General features: G+C 46.2%; 23 protein-coding genes and 2 tRNA genes. 2 read left to right on the forward strand and 23 right to left on the reverse strand.

All coding sequences use genetic code 11. The features are described 5' to 3' along the window. Nucleotides 1–167 precede the first annotated feature (167 nt). The 5 genes from FME95_RS05530 to dapA are packed head-to-tail and all read right to left on the reverse strand — an operon-like array spanning nt 168 to nt 4,030. Nucleotides 168–1,001 (reverse strand): porin family protein, encoded by an 834-nt coding sequence (locus FME95_RS05530; protein ID WP_147713406.1) that lies wholly within the window; start codon nt 999–1,001, stop codon nt 168–170. A 57-nt stretch (nt 1,002–1,058) separates the two neighbouring features. Next, nucleotides 1,059–1,769 carry a phosphoribosylaminoimidazolesuccinocarboxamide synthase gene (purC, locus tag FME95_RS05535; RefSeq protein ID WP_147713407.1) on the reverse strand — a complete coding sequence of 237 codons (711 nt, stop codon included), beginning with the start codon at nt 1,767–1,769 and terminating at the stop codon, nt 1,059–1,061. A 39-nt stretch (nt 1,770–1,808) separates the two neighbouring features. Then, nucleotides 1,809–2,576, reverse strand: coding sequence for an MBL fold metallo-hydrolase (locus FME95_RS05540; protein ID WP_147713408.1), 768 nt, complete (start codon nt 2,574–2,576; stop codon nt 1,809–1,811). Nucleotides 2,577–2,578: 2 nt separating this feature from the next. Then, nucleotides 2,579–3,154: a hypothetical protein gene (locus FME95_RS05545; protein WP_147713409.1), complete on the reverse strand. Its 576-nt coding sequence runs from the start codon at nt 3,152–3,154 to the stop codon at nt 2,579–2,581. Continuing rightward, a complete protein-coding gene (dapA, locus tag FME95_RS05550; protein ID WP_147713410.1) occupies nt 3,155–4,030 on the reverse strand; it encodes a 4-hydroxy-tetrahydrodipicolinate synthase in 876 nt (291 codons plus the stop codon). A 151-nt stretch (nt 4,031–4,181) separates the two neighbouring features. Between dapA and FME95_RS05555 the strand changes: the two genes are divergently transcribed. Further along, nucleotides 4,182–4,679 (forward strand): peroxiredoxin, encoded by a 498-nt coding sequence (locus FME95_RS05555; protein WP_147713411.1) that lies wholly within the window; start codon nt 4,182–4,184, stop codon nt 4,677–4,679. Nucleotides 4,680–4,706: 27 nt separating this feature from the next. Here the strand turns inward: FME95_RS05555 and FME95_RS05560 are convergent, their stop codons facing one another. The 3 genes from FME95_RS05560 to hisA all read right to left on the reverse strand — a co-directional run bounded on the left by FME95_RS05560 (nt 4,707) and on the right by hisA (nt 6,937). Continuing rightward, nucleotides 4,707–5,798: an AI-2E family transporter gene (locus tag FME95_RS05560; RefSeq protein WP_147713412.1), complete on the reverse strand. Its 1,092-nt coding sequence runs from the start codon at nt 5,796–5,798 to the stop codon at nt 4,707–4,709. 2 nt (nt 5,799–5,800) lie between these two features. Beyond that, nucleotides 5,801–6,058, reverse strand: a complete 258-nt coding sequence (locus tag FME95_RS05565; protein WP_147713413.1) for a sulfurtransferase TusA family protein — start codon at nt 6,056–6,058, stop codon at nt 5,801–5,803. A gap of 102 nt (nt 6,059–6,160) precedes the next feature. Further along, nucleotides 6,161–6,937 (reverse strand): phosphoribosylformimino-5-aminoimidazole carboxamide ribotide isomerase, encoded by a 777-nt coding sequence (gene hisA, locus FME95_RS05570; protein ID WP_147713414.1) that lies wholly within the window; start codon nt 6,935–6,937, stop codon nt 6,161–6,163. A 100-nt stretch (nt 6,938–7,037) separates the two neighbouring features. Between hisA and FME95_RS05575 the strand changes: the two genes are divergently transcribed. Continuing rightward, complete coding sequence (locus FME95_RS05575) at nt 7,038–8,345, forward strand: M48 family metallopeptidase (protein ID WP_147713415.1); 1,308 nt, start codon at nt 7,038–7,040, stop codon at nt 8,343–8,345. Here FME95_RS05575 and nadA read toward each other — a convergent pair. The 15 genes from nadA to FME95_RS05650 form a co-directional block, all read right to left on the reverse strand. Beyond that, complete coding sequence (gene nadA / locus FME95_RS05580; protein WP_147713416.1) at nt 8,330–9,379, reverse strand: quinolinate synthase NadA; 1,050 nt, start codon at nt 9,377–9,379, stop codon at nt 8,330–8,332. The two genes, FME95_RS05575 and nadA, sit on opposite strands and share 16 nt — an antisense overlap. A 131-nt stretch (nt 9,380–9,510) precedes the next feature. After that, nucleotides 9,511–9,586: transfer RNA gene (locus FME95_RS05585), tRNA-Lys, on the reverse strand. Between the two features lie 28 nt (nt 9,587–9,614). Next, nucleotides 9,615–9,690, reverse strand: a tRNA-Lys gene (locus FME95_RS05590). Between the two features lie 108 nt (nt 9,691–9,798). Then, a complete protein-coding gene (queC, locus tag FME95_RS05595; protein ID WP_147713417.1) occupies nt 9,799–10,476 on the reverse strand; it encodes a 7-cyano-7-deazaguanine synthase QueC in 678 nt (225 codons plus the stop codon). Between the two features lie 41 nt (nt 10,477–10,517). After that, nucleotides 10,518–11,279 (reverse strand): tol-pal system protein YbgF, encoded by a 762-nt coding sequence (gene ybgF / locus FME95_RS05600; RefSeq protein ID WP_147713418.1) that lies wholly within the window; start codon nt 11,277–11,279, stop codon nt 10,518–10,520. Between the two features lie 14 nt (nt 11,280–11,293). Further along, nucleotides 11,294–11,797: a peptidoglycan-associated lipoprotein Pal gene (gene pal / locus FME95_RS05605; RefSeq protein ID WP_147713419.1), complete on the reverse strand. Its 504-nt coding sequence runs from the start codon at nt 11,795–11,797 to the stop codon at nt 11,294–11,296. An 87-nt stretch (nt 11,798–11,884) separates the two neighbouring features. Further along, nucleotides 11,885–13,189 carry a Tol-Pal system beta propeller repeat protein TolB gene (tolB, locus tag FME95_RS05610; RefSeq protein WP_147713420.1) on the reverse strand — a complete coding sequence of 435 codons (1,305 nt, stop codon included), beginning with the start codon at nt 13,187–13,189 and terminating at the stop codon, nt 11,885–11,887. A 2-nt stretch (nt 13,190–13,191) separates the two neighbouring features. Then, nucleotides 13,192–13,998 carry an energy transducer TonB gene (locus FME95_RS05615; protein WP_147713421.1) on the reverse strand — a complete coding sequence of 269 codons (807 nt, stop codon included), beginning with the start codon at nt 13,996–13,998 and terminating at the stop codon, nt 13,192–13,194. Further along, complete coding sequence (gene tolR, locus FME95_RS05620) at nt 13,991–14,416, reverse strand: protein TolR (protein ID WP_147713422.1); 426 nt, start codon at nt 14,414–14,416, stop codon at nt 13,991–13,993. The genes FME95_RS05615 and tolR overlap by 8 nt, the downstream gene beginning before the upstream one ends. Further along, the gene (tolQ, locus tag FME95_RS05625) at nt 14,413–15,120 is read right to left on the reverse strand and encodes a protein TolQ (RefSeq protein ID WP_147713423.1); all 708 of its coding nucleotides are present in this window, start codon (nt 15,118–15,120) and stop codon (nt 14,413–14,415) included. Before tolQ ends, tolR begins: the two co-directional genes overlap by 4 nt. Nucleotides 15,121–15,319: 199 nt before the next feature. Next, the gene (gene ruvB / locus FME95_RS05630) at nt 15,320–16,330 is read right to left on the reverse strand and encodes a Holliday junction branch migration DNA helicase RuvB (protein WP_147713424.1); all 1,011 of its coding nucleotides are present in this window, start codon (nt 16,328–16,330) and stop codon (nt 15,320–15,322) included. A gap of 9 nt (nt 16,331–16,339) precedes the next feature. Next, nucleotides 16,340–16,945, reverse strand: coding sequence for a Holliday junction branch migration protein RuvA (ruvA, locus tag FME95_RS05635; protein ID WP_147713425.1), 606 nt, complete (start codon nt 16,943–16,945; stop codon nt 16,340–16,342). Further along, complete coding sequence (locus FME95_RS05640; RefSeq protein ID WP_147713426.1) at nt 16,942–17,586, reverse strand: trimeric intracellular cation channel family protein; 645 nt, start codon at nt 17,584–17,586, stop codon at nt 16,942–16,944. The genes ruvA and FME95_RS05640 overlap by 4 nt, the downstream gene beginning before the upstream one ends. A 12-nt stretch (nt 17,587–17,598) precedes the next feature. After that, nucleotides 17,599–18,120: a crossover junction endodeoxyribonuclease RuvC gene (ruvC, locus tag FME95_RS05645; protein WP_187265452.1), complete on the reverse strand. Its 522-nt coding sequence runs from the start codon at nt 18,118–18,120 to the stop codon at nt 17,599–17,601. A gap of 11 nt (nt 18,121–18,131) precedes the next feature. Next, nucleotides 18,132–18,854, reverse strand: a complete 723-nt coding sequence (locus tag FME95_RS05650) for a YebC/PmpR family DNA-binding transcriptional regulator (protein ID WP_147713427.1) — start codon at nt 18,852–18,854, stop codon at nt 18,132–18,134. Between the last annotated feature and the right edge of the window lie 203 nt (nt 18,855–19,057).

Below are 19,057 nucleotides of genomic sequence, written 5' to 3' on the forward strand. Positions count from 1 at the left end.
TTGATAAGCCGCTACTATAGCAACTATTGGCAGCTGACCAATAATGCCAAACGATATTTTCTTTCCTGCTTTGAGGCTAATTTACATTCTGACCGCTAAATCGCAGCCACAAAAAAGCGCCCATAAAGGACGCTTTGGTATAAATACGAGCAATCTAAATGAATGATTTAGAAGTGGAAGGTCGCTCCAGCAAAAATACCTGAAACGCTAACATCGGACTCATAATCAGAAAGATCTTCACCTAGCAGCTCGCCACCAATCTCCATATTAAATGCGCGGTAGCCGACTTCTAGGCCGAGCTTAGCAATAAGATTGGTTGGTAATGGCGCATACCAAGTTGCTTTCACATTCCAATCACTGACGTTGGTATCACCAATAGGCAAGCCTGAATATTCACCACTCAACTTGACATCAGCAAACGGAATGTTGGCTTCACCACCGATATACAACATCGGGATAATCAGCGGTACACCACTGATTTCAAACGGTGCATCAATGCTTTCTGTACCGCCACCACTAACTTCACCTTCAGCGCTAAAACCACCGATCATCGAACGGAAGTTAGCACCGAAATCAATACCGCCAACCAGTGGCAAAGGAATACGGTAAGACAGTGTTGTATCTAAGTGGGATAAATCTAATTCAGAAGAAACGCTACCATCGAAGTCATAACTTTCACCAAACACCTCTTCGGTAAACTGAACATCGTTGTAACCTTCTGCCAGCATGCTTTCGTACTTCACTTTAATGTCTGGAATAAACACGATGATCGGAGTAGACAGCTTCATCCAAGCATAAGCGCCACTGTTACCATCCATATTAAGACCATAAGGCTCAGAGTTACTAGTGCCGGTTAAATCGAACGTATTGCCCATCAATGTACTGTCATCGGCCAAGCCATTTGTACCCCAGCCTGCGCCAGCATCGATAGAAAATCCTGGTTTCGCCATAGCTAATGGCATTGCCATTATTAATAAAGGTGCTGCAAGATATTTGTTCATGTCCATATTCCTCTGAATTATCAGCTATTACCATAGCATCAAGCTTTGGCTTATGGGTTAGAAAGTTACACCAATTCGCTCGCCCACTTCCATGTACGACTTCACAACTTCACCTAAACCCTGTCGAAAACGATCTTTATCCATTTTTTCCATGGTTTTGGCGTCCCATAAACGGCAACCATCCGGCGAAAACTCATCACCGAGTAAGATTTCCCCGTCCACGACACCAAATTCCAGTTTGTAATCGACCAAGATAAGATCACCTTCAGCGAACAGCTGCTTAAGCACCTCATTAACTTTAAAGGTTAAGGCTTTCATCTGTGCGATTTGCTCTTCATTCGCCCAACCAAAGGTCGTAATGTGATAATCGTTAATCATCGGGTCGTGCAGTTCATCGTTCTTCAAAAAGAACTCAAATACTGGCGGTGATAACTCTTGCCCTTCGGCAACACCTAAGCGACGCACAAGGCTGCCAGCAGCACGGTTACGAACCACACACTCAACCGGCAGCATTTTTAAATTCTGAACCAGCGATTCAGTGTCGGATAAGCGCTCAATGAAATGCGTTTTAACACCAGCAGCTTTCAGCTTTTCCATAATAAAGGCGTTAAACAAATTATTAACACGGCCCTTATCTTCCAAGGCTTCCATTTTTTCACCATCGAACGCGGAAGTATCATTACGAAATTCCATAACCATGCGTGATTTATCTGCAGTGGTGTGGATGGTTTTAGCTTTACCGGCGTAAAGAACCCCAGTTTTTTCCATTATCAAACCCTCGTTTTACTGATGCATGAAACGGCGTCATTAGCCGGTATGCGACAATTGAATCCAATCACAGCCTTCTTGCTGAGATAAAAATTGCACGTCAACGTCGTGATTTTTAATCTCGGCTGCCAAGGCCGCCTGAACTAGCTGTTTATCGTTATTTTGTTCACTGATGTGAGACACCAGTACGTGCCTAAGCCGCTCTTTATCAACAGTGCTGAGCATTTGCGCCGCCTGCTGATTGCTTAAATGCCCATAATCACCACCCACTCGAACCTTTAAACTCGGCGGATAAGGACCAACTCGAAGCATTTCTGGGTCATGGTTACATTCCAGCAGCAGCAGATCGCACTGCTGATACTCTTTAATAACCTGATTAGTAATAAAACCAATATCGGTTAATAGGCCTGCGCGAATATTCTGATGGCCAATGACAAATTGCGCCGGTTCTGCGCCATCGTGAGGTACCGTGACGGTTTTCACCTCAAAAGGCCCTATCGATAAAACATCACCCGCTTTAAAAAGCTTAAGCTTTTCAACTGGCCGCTTAATGGCTCGAGCGGTGCCGTGAGTCACCCACAATGGAATCTTATAACGATTCGCTAACATAGGCGCACCCTTTAGGTGATCCCCATGTTCATGAGTGATTAAAATCGCACTGAGGCTCTGTGCTGTAACACCTTTGGCGGCTAATCGCTGTTCAATTTCTTTTAGGCCAAAACCACAGTCAACTAATAGCCGCTCACCCTGAGCTTCAATAACCGTTGCGTTGCCTTTACTACCACTGCCTAATGACGCAAGTTTCACCGTTACTGAGGTTTCCTAGCGTCGAAATAGCTCAATAGCTGTTGCAATGTTTGCTTAGCTTGAGGCGAAGATGGCACCTCTTCACTCTCGCCTTCAACAAAGACAAGGGTATCTTGCTCGTGAGGAATTAACACCAAGCTTAGTTCATCACCGGAGGAGCTAAATAGTCGACTGAACCAGTTGCCAGAGCGCTGATCTGGGATCAATTCAAAACGGTATTCGCTGCGATTTTTGTCTTTCAGAACAACCGCCATATCAGCAAAGGCAAGGTCGATTAATTCCCATGTAGCGGTTAATGGGCGATTAAAACTCAGCGACATGTTGCCAATGCTGTCTTCGATCGCCAACACTTCCAGCTTTGCCGGCTGTTGCACAGAATCTTCGGCAACATAGGGCGCATGACGAGGTATATCAAATTCCGTATAGGTCACCGAAGAAGGGGCATCGCTGGGTATCGGATACCAATCGCTCGGGCTCGTTTTTGTACTGTCGTAATCGACACTGATCGCTTTAGAGGCACATGAACTTACCAATACAAGAGCCAGCATCGACGAAACCAAGAGAGCTAAATTTTTCAACTAGATAATTCCCGCTTCAATCATCGCTTGCTTGAGCGGCTCGTGATAACGAGCATCTAAGGTGACTAACGGTAAACGGATGCCATCAGGGATAAGCCCCATCTGATTAAGCGCCCATTTCACCGGAATAGGATTGGCCTCTAAAAACAACTTTTTATGCAATGGCATCAGTGAGTCATTCAAGCGTTCAGCTAATTCACGATCACCGTTAAGGGCTGCTTGGCACATGCTTGCCATCGCCTTAGGTGAAATATTAGCGGTGACCGAGATATCACCGTGACCACCAGCCAGCATAAATTCTAATGCGGTGGCATCATCGCCACTGTACAACGCAAAGCCTTCTGGTGCGTTATCAATTAAATACTTAGCTCGCTCGATATCGCCAGTTGCTTCTTTAATACCGACGATGTTTTTAATCTGCGCTAAACGCAACGTGGTTTCAGGCAGTAAATCCACTGCCGTTCGGCCCGGTACGTTATAAAGGATTTGAGGGATATCAACCGACTCAGCAATTTTCTTAAAGTGCTGATAAAGGCCTTCTTGAGGCGGCTTATTGTAGTACGGCGTGACGATCAAAACGGCATCAGCGCCTACACGCTTAGCGGCTTGGGTTAGATGAATCGCTTCTGAAGTGGAGTTGCCACCAGTACCGGCAATAACAGGAATGCGTCCAGCTGTTAGATCAACAGCAAACTTGATCGTTTTTTCGTGTTCGGCCATATCCAATGTGGCGGACTCGCCTGTTGTGCCGACGATGACAATAGCGGATGTGTCATTCTCAATATGAAACTCAATAAGCTTTTCTAAATCACCCCACGCGATTGAACCGTCTGTGTTCATTGGGGTAACAATGGCGACCATGCTGCCAGTAATCATAAGTTCTACTCTCCTAAGCAATGGCGTCAATGGTACTGAGCGCGCCACATCAGTACAAGTTGATTAGCTGGCAAAACGAAAAATATGAGCCATACTTCAGTAAAGATGTGCAAAAAACAAACAATAACAAAATGAAAAGCGAGGAGCTTGGATGATTCACGTTGGCAGTGCCATACCTGACTTCGTAGCTGCAGCAACAAGCTATAAGAATGTTCGACTCAATACTCTCAAAGGCTATCAGGTGTTGTTGTACTTTTACCCGAAAGATAGCTCACCGGCTTGCACCATCGAAAACCAAAATTTTGCTGCTAACTATGCTCAGTTTAAACATCACAACACGCTGGTGTTCGGCGTTAACCGTGACTCTCTCGAAAGCCACGAACGCTTTAAAGCAGAGCAATCCCTACCCTTTGAATTAATTTCCGACACGGACGGTCAGCTGTGTGAATTATTTGGTGTACTGAAGGAGAAGAAGCTGTTCGGAAAGTCCATTCTTAGCCTCAGTCGCTGTACCTTTTTAATCGACGACCAAGGCATATTGGTTCACCAGTGGCGCGACGTTGATATTAAAAATCACGTCCACGATGTGCTCAGTTTTCTGGATCGACGCGCAAGCCAATCTGATCAAGCAGCTTCATCAACACGTTAACTTAAAGCGCCATCCAGCGAAGCATCATTAGGCTTCGCTGATCGCCTTTTGCTCACCTCGAGGCCAAGCCGTCAACACCGCTTTAACAAGAGTGGCTAACGGTATCGCGAAGAAGATCCCCCAAACGCCCCAAATACCACCAAAAATTAACACGGCAACGATAATTGCAATGGGGTGCAGATTAACCGCTTCTGAGAACAGCAATGGCACCAAGACATTACCATCGAGTATTTGAATCACCATATAGGCCAACATCACCCAATACATCTCTTGGCTAAAGCCCCACTGGAAGACACCAATTGCAAAGACAGGAATCGTCACAACAGTAGCGCCGATGTAAGGGATCAATACCGAAAATCCGACCAAGACGGCAAGTAATGCGGCGTAATTTAAGTCCAAAAACAAGAAGGTCACAAAACTTACGCCACCGACTATAAGAATTTCAATAAACTTACCACGGATGTAGTTGGCGATTTGCTGGTTCATTTCTAAAGCGATCTGGTTCATAAGGCGTCGCTGATTCGGCAACGTCTGCTTAAATTTATTCCACAGATACACTCGGTCTTTCAAGATAAAGAACACCATCAAAGGCACCACGATGGTGTAAATCAAAATCCCAAGCACACTGGATAAGGTACTTAATGAAAAACTCAATACATTCGGCAACCAATTACGCAGCTGGTTGCTGATCTGATTTAGGTTAAAGCTGGTGATCCATTGAGCAACCAATTCTTCAGAAATAAAGTCTGGATACTTTTCTGGCAATCCAGCCAATTCCTCTTGGAAAAACCGGAGCATTTGCGGCACATCACTAACCAAGGCGGTAACCTGCCGGACTAGTGCAGGCACAATGGTCACGACCGATACAAACAGCAGCGCAAAGAAGAACAAAAATACCAACACAACAGAAAGCGTGTGCGGTACTTTAAGCGCCTGCAGTCGATCGACTACCGGCGACAGCAAGTAAGAAAACACAACGGCGGCAAACAACGGCGCTAAAATAGAGCCAAAGACATAGATCAGAAAAAAGGTTATCAGTATCAATAAGAATAAGATGATCGCTTCTTCATCTGAGAAGTACTTAGCGAGAAAGTCTTTAACGACTCTTAAGAATTTCAACCTTACTCTCCTTTAATTATGCAAAAGGTATAAACACCGTCTGCGTCACGCTGCTCAACCAGCCGATGCTTGGTTAGTTCGATATAGGCAGGAATATCTTTCTTTGATCCTGCATCCGTCGCTTCCAGCTCAATACAGGTGCCAACCTGACATTGGCTCAATGCCATTTTCAGTTTTAATAATGGCATTGGGCATCTCATTGTCTTGGTGTCGATACGCAAGCGCGATTCTTGTTCTGTATGGTTCTGATGAACACTCATATTACGTACTTTATATGTCAATTCGTCGAAGGACGAGTATGAGTTAACTGGCTTGTTATTACTGTCCGCAACTATCTGCTCGTAGCCAACAGCTCGACTGCGCTACGCGTTTTCGTTTGCAGACTTGGCGCGACAATAATCGACAACGTCTCGATACGCAATGGGGCCACCAAACAGATCCAATGCTGAGCCAATGGTGACATCAATTTTGCCACTGCCTGCTCGGTCAATCGTCTGTAAATCTTGCATCGAGCGGACACCACCAGCGTAAACAATCGGCTTGGTTTTACATTGCGCCAACAACGCAATAAGACGCTCATCGATGCCTTGCTGCTTACCTTCAACATCAACCGCATGTACTAAAAATTCAGCACAGTATTCGCCTAAATCCACTAGTGTCTGGGCGTCTACAACCGTATCAGTAAACACCTGCCAGCGATCCGTAACCACATAGTAGCGGTCGTCCTTTAGTCGGCAGCTTAAATCCAACACTAAGCGCTCTTTACCAATTTCGGCAACCAGTCGCTCCAGCCGATCATAGTCAATTCGGCCTTGATTAAAGATATAGGAAGTAACGATAACGTGAGAGGCGCCAGCGTCTATCCACTGACGCGCATTATCGGCGGTAATGCCACCACCAATTTGCATACCCGAAGGCCAAACAGCTAAAGCCTGCTTTGCCGCTTCGTCATTATTAGGGCCTAACTTAATAATATGGCCGCCAGTTAATTGATCAGTTTGGTACTGCTGAGCATACCAAGCTGACGATTGCGTTGAGACAAAATTGGTCTCCGGTTCAGCACCGTGATCGGACAGTGAACCACCGACGATCTGTTTCACTTGGCCGTTATGCAGGTCAATACAGGGTCTGAATTTCATAAAAATTTACAACCAAAATAGAGCGTTAAAATGAATATGCTGCTGTGTTTTTAACTACATCCTTTACACTGGAGCTAATTTTAAGCAATACGCAGACAACATGCGAAACATTATTCAACTTACATTAGGACTTCTGTGTATCGTCCTGCTGCAAACAGCTCTAGCCGAGGTCGGTGAAGAGAGTATTGATTGGACAGATGCAAACCAAGAACAGTTTCAAGATTACGCTGTGCGCAGTTTGAATCGTCGCGATGCCTTATTGAACGAGTATTGGCCACACTATTGGCTAAACCAACGCTATCTAGAGCTCAACTTAGCCAATAGTCGCCCGCTTTCAGATGTCATCGTGGTCAACCTGAAAAGTTCTGCCGTGAATGCCTTTGCCATGCCCGGCAATCTCATTGGTATGCATCAAGGCTTGTGGAACTTTGCCGACAGCGAAGATGAATTCTTATCGGTGTTGGCGCATGAAATGTCGCACATTAGTCTGAATCACTTTTCTCGCTTAAGTAATAACCAGACTGAGCAAGGCTGGCTAACCACCAGCGGTATTCTATTGGCAGTGATCCTATCGCAACAAAACGCCGACCTAGCCAGTGCTACTTTTTTAAGCTCACTGGCGGCCGCGAACCAAAACAGCCTGACCTTTTCTCAAGCGATGGAACTAGAAGCGGATCAATTTGGCCACCAGCTATTAGAAAAAAGCCAATACGATGCTCAGGCCGCGCGCAGCTTTTTTCAACGTCTATCGAGTGAACCTCTCAGCGGTGAAACCTATGAGTTTTTACGAACTCACCCTTACGGCTCAACTCGTGCTTCTCGCTTAAGTAACGAGGCAAGCGATCAATCCACTTATGCAGACGATGAAGTAACAGCATTCGATGTGATCAAATTTTTATTTATGGACAGCGCCGCCAACAGCCAACAGGACAACCCTTTTTTAGACCGGCAATCGCAGGATCAAACAAACGACCCGAATGTACTGATGGGCTGGCTAGAATATAACTATAGAGAAACTGGCGATCGCGATAACTACATCGAACAACTCAGTGGTCTAATCGCAGACTATCGTGGCTTTCTACCGGCCTACTTTCGTCGCCTAGAATTAATGTCGCAGCAGAACACCAATAAGCAACAACAATGTGCCGCCTATCAAGAGTTTAATCGGCTGATTCGCAACCAAAAGGTCACGCTGGATGTGATTAGGACAATGGCGCAGCTAGCAGAGCGCTGCCAAGCCGAACAGCAACCGGAGTGGCATGTGCAGCTTCTTTGGCAAAGCGGTCAAGAACAACAGGCGATTGGCTACTTAAAGCGCATTATCGGGCAAGAGCAAAACACCAATCTATTAGCCAGTCGACGCGCTCTATTGGAAACGTTAGAGCAAAGCGCTCAACGTTTTCGTTGATTAGAAAAGTTCAACATCCGCTCCAGCGGAATGGTTGCTCGCGTAATAAGCTCGGGAGCAACAAAGATCTCATTCGCTGGCGAGAGCAATTCATTTTTAATGCGCTCTAAGCTATTCATCGCCATCCAAGGGCAGTGCGCACAACTACGACACTGAGCACCCTGACCGCCAGTGGGAGCTTCGATAAATAACTTTTCCGGTGAGCGCTGCTGCATCTTATAAAAGATGCCGCGGTCTGTTGCGACAATAAACTGAGGGTTCGGCAAGGTCTCGGTAGCGTTTAATAGCTGTGTTGTTGAGCCCACGACATCCGCTAGCTCGACCACCGCATCGGGTGACTCTGGGTGTACCAATACGGCAGCGTCAGGATACATGGCTTTCATTTCACGTAAGCCCTTAGCGCGGAACTCCTCATGCACAATACAGCTACCGTTCCACAACAGCATATCGGCACCGGTTTGCTTTTGCACATAGCCGCCTAAATGCTGGTCTGGAGCCCATAGAATTTTCTCACCCTGGCGATCAAGGTAATCGCATACATCTAATGCAATGCTCGATGTCACCACCCAATCAGCCCGGGCTTTAACCGCTGCAGAAGTGTTAGCGTACACGACGACGGTACGATCCGGATGGGCATCGCAAAACAGGTTAAATTCTTCCACTGGGCAGCCTAAATCTAACGAACAGGTTGCCTCTAACGTTGGCATCAACACCTGCTTTTCTGGGCTTAAAACTTTAGCGGTTTCGCCCATAAACTTAACCCCAGCAACCAATACCGTACTGGCGTCGGTATCTCTACCGTATCTGGCCATTTCGAGCGAGTCACCAATGAAACCGCCGGATTTTTCAGCCAATTCCTGCACCAATGGATCACAGTAGTAATGCGCAACCAAGGTTGCATTGCGCTGCTCCAATAACGCGATGATTTCTTCGTGATACTGCTCTATCTGTTCACGCGACAAGGGGCTTTCTTGCTCGGCAAGTGGCACCTCAAAATTGATTTGTAAGTCTGCGAGATTAGCTTTAGAAGTCATAACGATGGAGTCCATATGAACGGAAGAATGTACACTGCGGCCCAATTAACTAGGGTCTGGAATTAGCTATTTTACCACTTGGGTTTCGATCTTGCACAAAAAAAGGAGAGCTAGGCTCTCCTTTTGGAATTTGGTGGGTCGTGCAGGATTCGAACCTGCGACCAATTGGTTAAAAGCCAACTGCTCTACCAACTGAGCTAACGACCCGATTCGCTTCAGGTCACCATAAAAAGTTTGGTGGGTCGTGCAGGATTCGAACCTGCGACCAATTGGTTAAAAGCCAACTGCTCTACCAACTGAGCTAACGACCCCTGAAGGAGGCGCATATAATATGGATATTTATTTATGTTGCAACCCCTAATTGAAAAAATAACGCGCCAAGTCGTTGTTTTTTCAACAGAAAAGCCAACTTGCAGAGCTTAACTCGCTGCGTAGCGGGTCGGATCACTAACGGCTAATTCCTCAAAGCCTTTTTTTCGTAGTCGACAGGAGTCACACTCGCCACAGGCTTCGCCCTGACTGTTAGCCTGATAGCAGGAGACAGTCAGAGAATAATCAACACCCAATGACAAACCTAGCTTTACAGTCTCTGCTTTGGTCAGATCGATCAACGGGGTAACAATCTTAATAGGATTGCCCTCAACGCCACGTTTGGTGGCAAGATTAGCCATCGTCTCAAACGCTGCAATATATTCTGGTCGACAATCGGGGTAGCCAGAATAATCGACTGCACTGACACCGACAAAGATAGCATCGGCTTCTATGACTTCTGCCCAACCCAACGCGATAGACAAGAAGACAGTATTACGCGCAGGTACATAAGTCGCAGGAATACCTTCGCTTTCTTGCGTTGGCACATCGATCGAATCATCCGTTAATGCCGAACCACCAATGGTTCTAAGATTCATCGGTACAACCTTATGCTCAGCGACAGCTGCCTGCTCTGCGATTTTTTTCGCTGCATCGAGCTCGGCATCATGACGCTGGCCATAATCAAAGCTGAGCGCATAAACTTGATAGCCGTCATGCTTGGCTTTAGCTAAAACAGTGGACGAATCCAGCCCACCACTTAACAGGACAATTGCTTTTTTGGTCATAGTTCACCATGGTTAGCCACCGCTAAAGGGTGACAAAAAGATTAATTATTGCTGAGTCGTGCACTGGAAAGCTTAGCGCTTTGGCTACTTGGATACTCTTCAATGACTCGCTCAAAATAACTTTTTGCAAGTTCAGCATCGGCCGACTGTTGAGCAATAACGCCTAACTTATAAAGCGAATCTGGCGTTTTACTGTGCTCAGTATAGTCATTAACGACGGTTTCAAACGCTGCCGTTGCCGCTGCAGTATTACGCTGAACCAGATGTATTTCTCCGGTCCAATAGATGGCGTTTGCTGTTAGCGGATGCTCAGGGTAGTTAGCTGCAAAGGCTTCGAGCTGGGCAATGGCCTGATCGAATTGCTTCTCTTGCATTAACGTTGTTGCTGCAGTGTATTGAGCAAGAATTTCATCATCACTGAGCGGCGAAAGTGCTGCCTGCTGTGCCGACTGACTGACGGCTGGCTCAGCCTGTAACGATTGAATACGACCATCGATATCGATGTAACGTTGCTTTTGTTCTTGCTGCAACATCTCTAATCGATAACTCAGCTCTTCAATTTGGCCGTTTTGCTCTGCAACGGTGCGCTGTAATTGCTGCACCTGAAACACCAAGCTTTGCATCAATTCAGTGTTATTGGCTACGTTAGGCGCTTGCTGAATAGTTAATGGTGTTGCATTAGCCGATGTTGTTTGATGAACCGCTTGCGACTCAACAACAGGAACGGCGGCAAATACCGCGGATTGGGCGAATAAAAAAGCGCCGTTAATAATAACGGCGCTTAATAGAGGTTTACTCATCATATCTGATCAGTCTATTAGTAAACGAACTCTACACGACGGTTTTGAGAGTAAGCTTCTTCAGTGTTACCAGCAGATAGTGGCTTTTCTTCACCGTAGCTTACAACGTCAATTTGAGAGGCAGAAACACCTTGAACCTGTAGATAAGCAGCAACCTGCTTAGCACGACGCTCACCAAGTGCTAGGTTGTATTCACGAGTACCGCGCTCATCAGCGTGACCTTCAAGAACAACAGTTGCACCAGTGGCAGCAATGTGTGCAGCATGTGCATCTAGCATGTCACGGTATTCTTCTTTGATTTCGTATTGATCGTAATCGAAGAATACTAAAGTCATTTCTAAGTATTTTGCGTGTGCATCTTCAACCATCTCTTCTGCAGCAGCTTCAGCCGTTGCTTCCGCTTCAGTTGCAGTTGTTTCAGTTGTAGCAGTCGTGTCTTCACTTTGAGTATTGCCGCCACAAGCAACCAAAATCAATGCAGAAGACAACACAGCAGCAGTTAATAGTTTGGATTTAGCCATTTTCTGATCCCATATTCAGGTGTTTAGTTAAGTTATAATTTTATACAATATTGCTTAAAGAGTAACCATCTTGAACTGCTTTTGCGATCAGTTCAAGTACGGAGACCAAGCAGGTTCGATTACGTCACCAAATGTCGATGACATCTGATTCGTTACTTGGCCATCGAGAGAAACCCAAGCCAATATCCCTTTACCATTTCGCTGGGTCGCATACACCAACATTGTGCCGTTAGGCGCTATTGAGGGTGACTCATCTAAATAGGTTTCGGTAAGCACTCGAAGATTCTTTGTTGCCAAGTCCATGGATGCTACATGGTAACGCCCCTCATGAACATGGATAAAGACAATATATTTACCATCATAACTGTATTTAGGTCTCATATTTTGACTCCCCTCGTAAGTCAGCCGTTCAGTCTGGCCTGTAGCAAGGCTATAGCGGTAAATTTGCGGCCGACCACCCTTCTCTGAGGTATAGACAATATGCTGAGAATCCGGTGCAAAACTAGGCTCAGTATCAATGTAGCTATTGCGTGTTAAACGTCTCGATAAACCAGTTTGAAAATCATACAGATACAATTCTGGACTGTTCTGATCACTCGATACATACGCCAAGTAACGGCCATCGGCTGAGAAGGTTGGCGAGCTGGTATAACCTCTATTGTCCGATATCGAGCTAACGCGACCAGTACTGAGTTCTTGAATGAATATTTTCCAGCGATCACCGACCTTATTAGCAAACGCCAGTTTTTTACCATCGGCAGACCAGGTCGCCGAAATAATCGGCTCCGATGATTTATAGATGGTTCTGGCTCGTTGCCCGTCAGCATCGGCTATCTGTAAGCGATAGCTGTATTCTTGGCTTGCCGATATCTCTCGAGTAACAAAGGCAATGCGAGTTGAAAACACACCCTTAACACCGGTAATACGCTCATAGATTAAATCGGATAATGAATGAGCAAAATCACGCAGCTGATAATTACTTAATACTTGCGAGACCTTGAATAAACGCTGATTTTTAACCACGTCGAACAAAAATATGTCAGCTTTGATTTGCCCATCTTCGGTCGGCTCCATATGGCCAATAACGAGGTATTCTTGGCCTAATAAACGCCAATCTCGGTAAAACACCGATTGTTCGGAACTCGGTTGGCTTAACATACTGGATGGATCTAACGGATCAAACTGTCCGGTTCGCATCAAATTATTGGTAATTGTTTGATCAACCGACTCATCTAAACGATCACTACCGCTCCAAAAAAACGGCACGATGGCGATTTTAGTTTTCGCATCGTAACCACGAGTGACCACGATATCTAAGTCGGCCTGCACCAATGACGACAGGCTGGAAAGAATCAACAAAGCTGGCAGTAATAGTGTCCGAATAGGATTCATGATTACATTAAGTCCTCAGGTTTAAAGGTGATATTCAATCGGCGAAAGCCGCCCTGCTCAAAGGTAATGGAGTCTGCTGGTACGCTGAATCGACCGACTTTATCAATTGCACGAAGAATCGAATCATCAAAACGTGCATTGCCGCTGGATTGGGAAATACGCGCGCTTCGCAGCTCACCAGAAGGTAGCAGCTCAACGATGACTTTGGCTTCCAACGCACTTAGATCAATCAACCCGACTGGCCGAGACCATTTCTCTTCTATTTGTCGGGTGATTTGTGCTCGATAATCTTCTACCGAGGCATTTATTTCTGCTTGACGAGCACGCTGGGCTTCATTTTCCGCGACTCGCTCATTGATCGCCGCCGTTTCCGCCTGCAAATCACTGAATAGATCATCCAAAAGTTCTTCTTCACTGGGCAGTGCTGGAATTTCCGGTTCTGGCTCAGCTTGGGCCACCGGTTCAGCTTGCTTTTGCTCTACTGGCGCTGGCGTCTCAACCACTGGCGCAGGTTCGGGCTTAGGAGCAACCTCTGGTTTAGGCGTTTCCTTTACCACCGGCTTTGGTTGGGGCGCTGGCTTTGGTTGAGGCTTTGGTTTTACGGGCGCAGGCGTCGGTTTTTCAACCGTCACCACATTGGCAATAATATGCTCAGGAATCTGAAAGTCGGCAGACTTTGGCTTACTGAAAGACCAGCTGCCGATCAATGCCACGGCAACAATAGCATGAATAACAATGGCCCCAATGGCTGGCAATGAATAGTGCGCAACCGGTGACTCATTGACTTCCTCTTGGGCGTAACTACTCATCGGGCGCCTCAGTGACTAAGCCAACTGACTCAATACCCGCTTGCTGCAAACTCGACATCACCGACATGACTCGGCCATAAACAACATTGGTATCGGCTCGTAATAACACCTGTAATGTTGGTTCGGCATCTAAAATACCGGCAACATAGCTGGCAATGGCCGAATTTTCGACCGCCGCAGGCTCTTCATCGCCGCGCTCGATAAATGCTTGTCCATCGGCTGTGATCGCAATAATTAAATGCTGATTCCGATCGTCAATGTTCAACGGCGTCGAACTCACCTTCGGCACTTCAACATCAACACCCTGTACCAACATTGGCGCGGTCACCATAAAGATAATCAGCAACACCAACATAACGTCGATATAGGGCACAACGTTCATTTCTGAGACCGGCTTACGCCTTACTCGAACTTTCATTCTTGCTCCTGCTGACGCTGCTGAACTTCTAATGAATGCGCTTGGCGATGCAAGATGGCTGAAAACTCTTCGGCAAAGGTTTCCAAGTTATTGAGCATTTTTTCCGATCGGGCAGAGAAACGGTTAAAGGCAACCACGGCTGGAATGGCCGCAAACAAACCCATCGCCGTTGCAATTAAGGCTTCTGCGATACCGGGCGCAACCGTCGATAAAGACACTTGAGTGACGGTCGCCAAACCCAAAAACGAATGCATAATGCCCCAGACGGTACCAAACAAACCGATATAGGGACTGGTAGAACCAACCGTTGCCATAAAGTTTAGGTGTGCATCCAAACGCTCGGCTTCGCGACTTACCGCAACCCGCATGGCGCGCTGACAGCCCACCATAATGCCTTCGGCGTCGGTCACGTTTTGCTGTCTTAATCGCGTAAACTCTTTAAAGCCAGCACGAAACACCGCTTCTCCGCCACTGTGCTCTTCTGGGTTAGCATTCACCTGACGATAAAGATGAGCCAGATCGATGCCAGACCAAAAGCGTTCTTCAAAGAGCGCAAACTTGTTAAATGAATCGGCGAGAACATTTCGACGTTCAAAAATAAACACCCAAGTTGTGATCGATAAGCCAACCAGCGTCAACATGACTAGCTTTACAAGTAATGAGGCATCAACAATCAGTTGCCAATAGGAGAGTTCTTCACCCACTCGAGCATTCCTTAATTCAGTTAATAGTTAATCGATAGTAGAAATCGTTAAACTGTAGGCTAAATAAATAGAAAACAGAAAGCCAGCTAACAGTGTGACATTGTTAGAACTTTTCGTTGCGCTTTCATTACTGAATGGCTGTGTAACTGGAAACAGCACGCCTGAGCGGCGCACCATTGAAGGGAAAATAAATATTCGGCTAGCTTTCTGGCCGATCAAGCTCAAAGTGCAGATAGGCTAAATCGGTAGCGATTCGCCCTCTTGGCGTACGAATTAAATAGCCCTGTTGAATCAAGTACGGCTCGACGACATCTTCAAGCGTGTCACGCACTTCACTGAGTGCCGCTGCGATATTTTCAATACCCGCAGGGCCGCCATTGAATTTTTCAATCAAGGCCAATAAAACACGACGATCTAAATGATCGAAACCTGCCTTATCAACATGCAGCATATCCAGCGCACTGTCGGCGATGGTTTGAGTGATGTGACCATCCGATTTCACTTCAGCAAAGTCACGTACACGGCGCAATAGTCGGTTAGCAATACGTGGCGTACCGCGTGAACGCAGCGCTATTTCGTGAGCACCAGCCTGTTCGATTTCAATGCCGAGCTTATCGGCAGAACGTGTCACGATGGTGGTCAAATCGGTTACTGAATAAAATTCTAAACGCTCAACAATACCAAACCGATCACGTAGCGGTGAGGTCAATTTACCCGCACGAGTCGTTGCGCCCACTAATGTAAAAGGCGGTAGATCTAGCTTAATGCTACGTGCAGCAGGACCTTCGCCAATCATAATATCGAGCTGATAGTCTTCCATCGCTGGATAGAGAATTTCTTCAATATGAGGCGACAAACGATGAATTTCATCAATGAACAGTACGTCACCCTGCTCTAGATTAGTCAGTAATGCCGCCAAATCGCCTGCCTTTTCTAAAACTGGGCCAGAGGTGGTTTTAATATTCACTTCCATCTCATTGGCGATGATGTTCGCCAATGTAGTTTTACCCAAACCCGGCGGGCCAAAAATTAGCGTGTGATCCAAAGGCTCTTGGCGTTTTTTAGCCGCACCAATAAAGATATCCATTTTTTCACGAACCGCTGGCTGGCCAATATAGTCCTGCAGCAATGTCGGCCTAATCGCTCGGTCGTGTTGTACTTCGACTGGCGATTCTGGCACTGGTGTAATAAAGCGATCCGTTTCAATCATGAGATGTCCTTACATGCTTTTTAAAGCATTACGAATTATTTCTTCCGAAGTCATGCCATCTGCGGCAACTTTGGCAATCGCTTTAGCAGCCAAAGCAGGCTTGTAACCGAGCGCAATAAGAGCGCTTTCAGCATCTTGCAGATGATCGACTCTATCTTCAGCTGGTGTTAAATCACCAAACGGCGACATCAGCATGGCACCGGCACTGCCCAGTGCATTGAGTTTATCTTTCATTTCTACAATGAGACGCTCGGCTGTTTTTTTACCGACGCCTGGAATTTTAGTCAATGCTGCTGGGTCCTGATCTTGAATCGACTGAACAAAGCGCTGAGTTTCCATACCGCTTAAAATAGCCAGCGCCAACTTAGGGCCAACCCCACTGATTTTAACTAGGGTGCGAAACAACATACGTTCGTTTTCAGTCGCAAATCCATATAGGACATGAGCATCTTCACGTACCGCCAGATGCGTAATCAGAACCACTTTTTCACCCACCTTCGGTAACGCAAAAGCGGTAGACAGCGGCGCTTGAACCTCATAGCCAATGCCATTGACATCAATTAATAAGTCAGGCGCTTTATTTTCGAGTAAAACGCCCTGAATGCGACCAATCATGAATTCTCCTTGTCGGATGGTTGGCGATAACTGGTGGTAAATAAAAATCGTGGTAGCGATAACTGCCAACGAATCGCCGCAAAGCGAATAGCGACAATAATGGCAAAGCCGGTGATAACGCAAATAAACTCAGCGACACCAAATAAGAACAACAAATAACTAACCAACGAGCCTATCAATGCTGCAGTTGCATAGACATCGCGGCGAAAAATCAATGGCACTTCATTGGCGAGCAAATCTCGGAAAATACCACCAGCAATTCCTGAAGCCATACCCATCATCACAACCACAAGTCCGGGCAGGCCTAAATCAAAAGACGCCTGCGTGCCGCTGACGGTAAAGGCCGCCAAGCCAATCGCATCGGCATAAAGTAAGGCTTTAAACGGAATAGCAACAAACTTAACAAGAATAAAAGCCAAGGTTGCAGCAATAAGTGCTGTGTAGGCCAAGGTTAAATCAGCAATCCACGCCAATGGCGAAACATTCAATAACAGATCTCGCAGTGTGCCACCGCCTAGCGCGGTGACAAAGGCCAGCACCAAGACACCAAATAGGTCGAAGCGCTTACGTGATGCTTCTAACGTGCCTGCAATTGCGAATACAGCAACACCAAACAATTCAATCCAATAGAGACTATTCATTAGGCTAACTCATTAAACCAACCGGCCCCGGCGGGAATGGCTGGCTCCGGCAATGTTAATCAGACCGGTCGCAGTATAGGCGTGACAAGCAGCAACGGCTAAGGCATCGGCAGCATCTTCTTGAGGCACACCCGGCAATTTTAATAAGGATTGCACCATGTAACCGACTTGCTCTTTGGTGGCGCCGCCATTACCAGCTACTGCCTGCTTAACTTTACGGGCAGCGTATTCGTACACCTCTAATTTCGCCTGAGTTCCTGCTATCATAGCTGCACCACGTGCTTGACCAAGTTTAATCGCCGCATCTGGGCCTCGGCCCATAAAGACTTCTTCGATCGCCATTTGCTGTGGGCAATACTGGTCGATGATTTCAACCAAGGAACTAAAAATCAAATCGAGACGGTGAGCCATTGTTGGCTCTTTATGAACACGAATAACGCCGCTAGCAATATATTCTAGGCGTGAGCCAACCTGGTTAATTAAACCAAAACCGGTTTTTCGCGAACCTGGATCGACACCAAGAATAATAGCCAAGTAACGTGCGCCTATTGGTCAATAAAATTTGCGTTAGTATAGACTGCTTGCACATCGTCTAAGTCTTCTAACATATCGATAAGACGCTGCACCTTTTCAATCGCTTCACCTTCGATATCCACTTCGGTGCTTGGAATCATAGTCACCTCGCCTTCAGGTTCATAACCTGCATTCACCAATGCAGTTTTGACCGTTAGGAAATCTTCTGGAGTTGTTCGTACTTCAAAGCTGCCGTCGTCATTGCTGATAACATCTTCTGCACCAGACTCTAACGCCAGATCCATCAACGCATCTTCATCGGCTTTTTCAACAAATAGCTGACCGGCACTGCTGAACAAATAAGCCACCGAACCATCGGTACCTAAATTACCGCCAGTTTTAGTAAAGGCGTGGCGAACCTCACTGACGGTACGGTTTTTATTATCTGATAAGCATTTAACGTAAACAGCAACACCTTGGATGCCGTAACCTTCATAAGTCATCGCATCAAAGTTTTCACCATCACCGGCGCCGGCGCCGCGAGCAATGGCTTTATCGATGGTGTCGCGTTTCATATTGGCGCTTAATGCCTTATCGATAACGCTTCTTAAACTGGGATTATCTTCTGGGTTCGGCCCGCCTGATTTGGCGGCAACAACCAGCTCACGAATAATTTTGGTGAAAATCTTACCGCGCTTTGAATCTTGCGCTGCTTTTCGATGGCGAATATTTGCCCATTTACTATGACCGGCCATAGCTACCTCTTACCTATCTTACAGATTAAACAAATCATCTTGATGTAACGGTTCGTTGATTCTTCACCTCGTTACATCACTGCTAACTATTAAAAATTCTTTGCTATAAAAATGGCTAAAAACGCTTTGCTATAAAAACGCTTTTCTATAAAGAGCTACTCGCTATAAAAATAAGGGAGCCATCAGCTCCCTATTTTCAATTT

Source organism: Reinekea thalattae (assembly GCF_008041945.1).
Taxonomy (GTDB): domain Bacteria; phylum Pseudomonadota; class Gammaproteobacteria; order Pseudomonadales; family Natronospirillaceae; genus Reinekea; species Reinekea thalattae.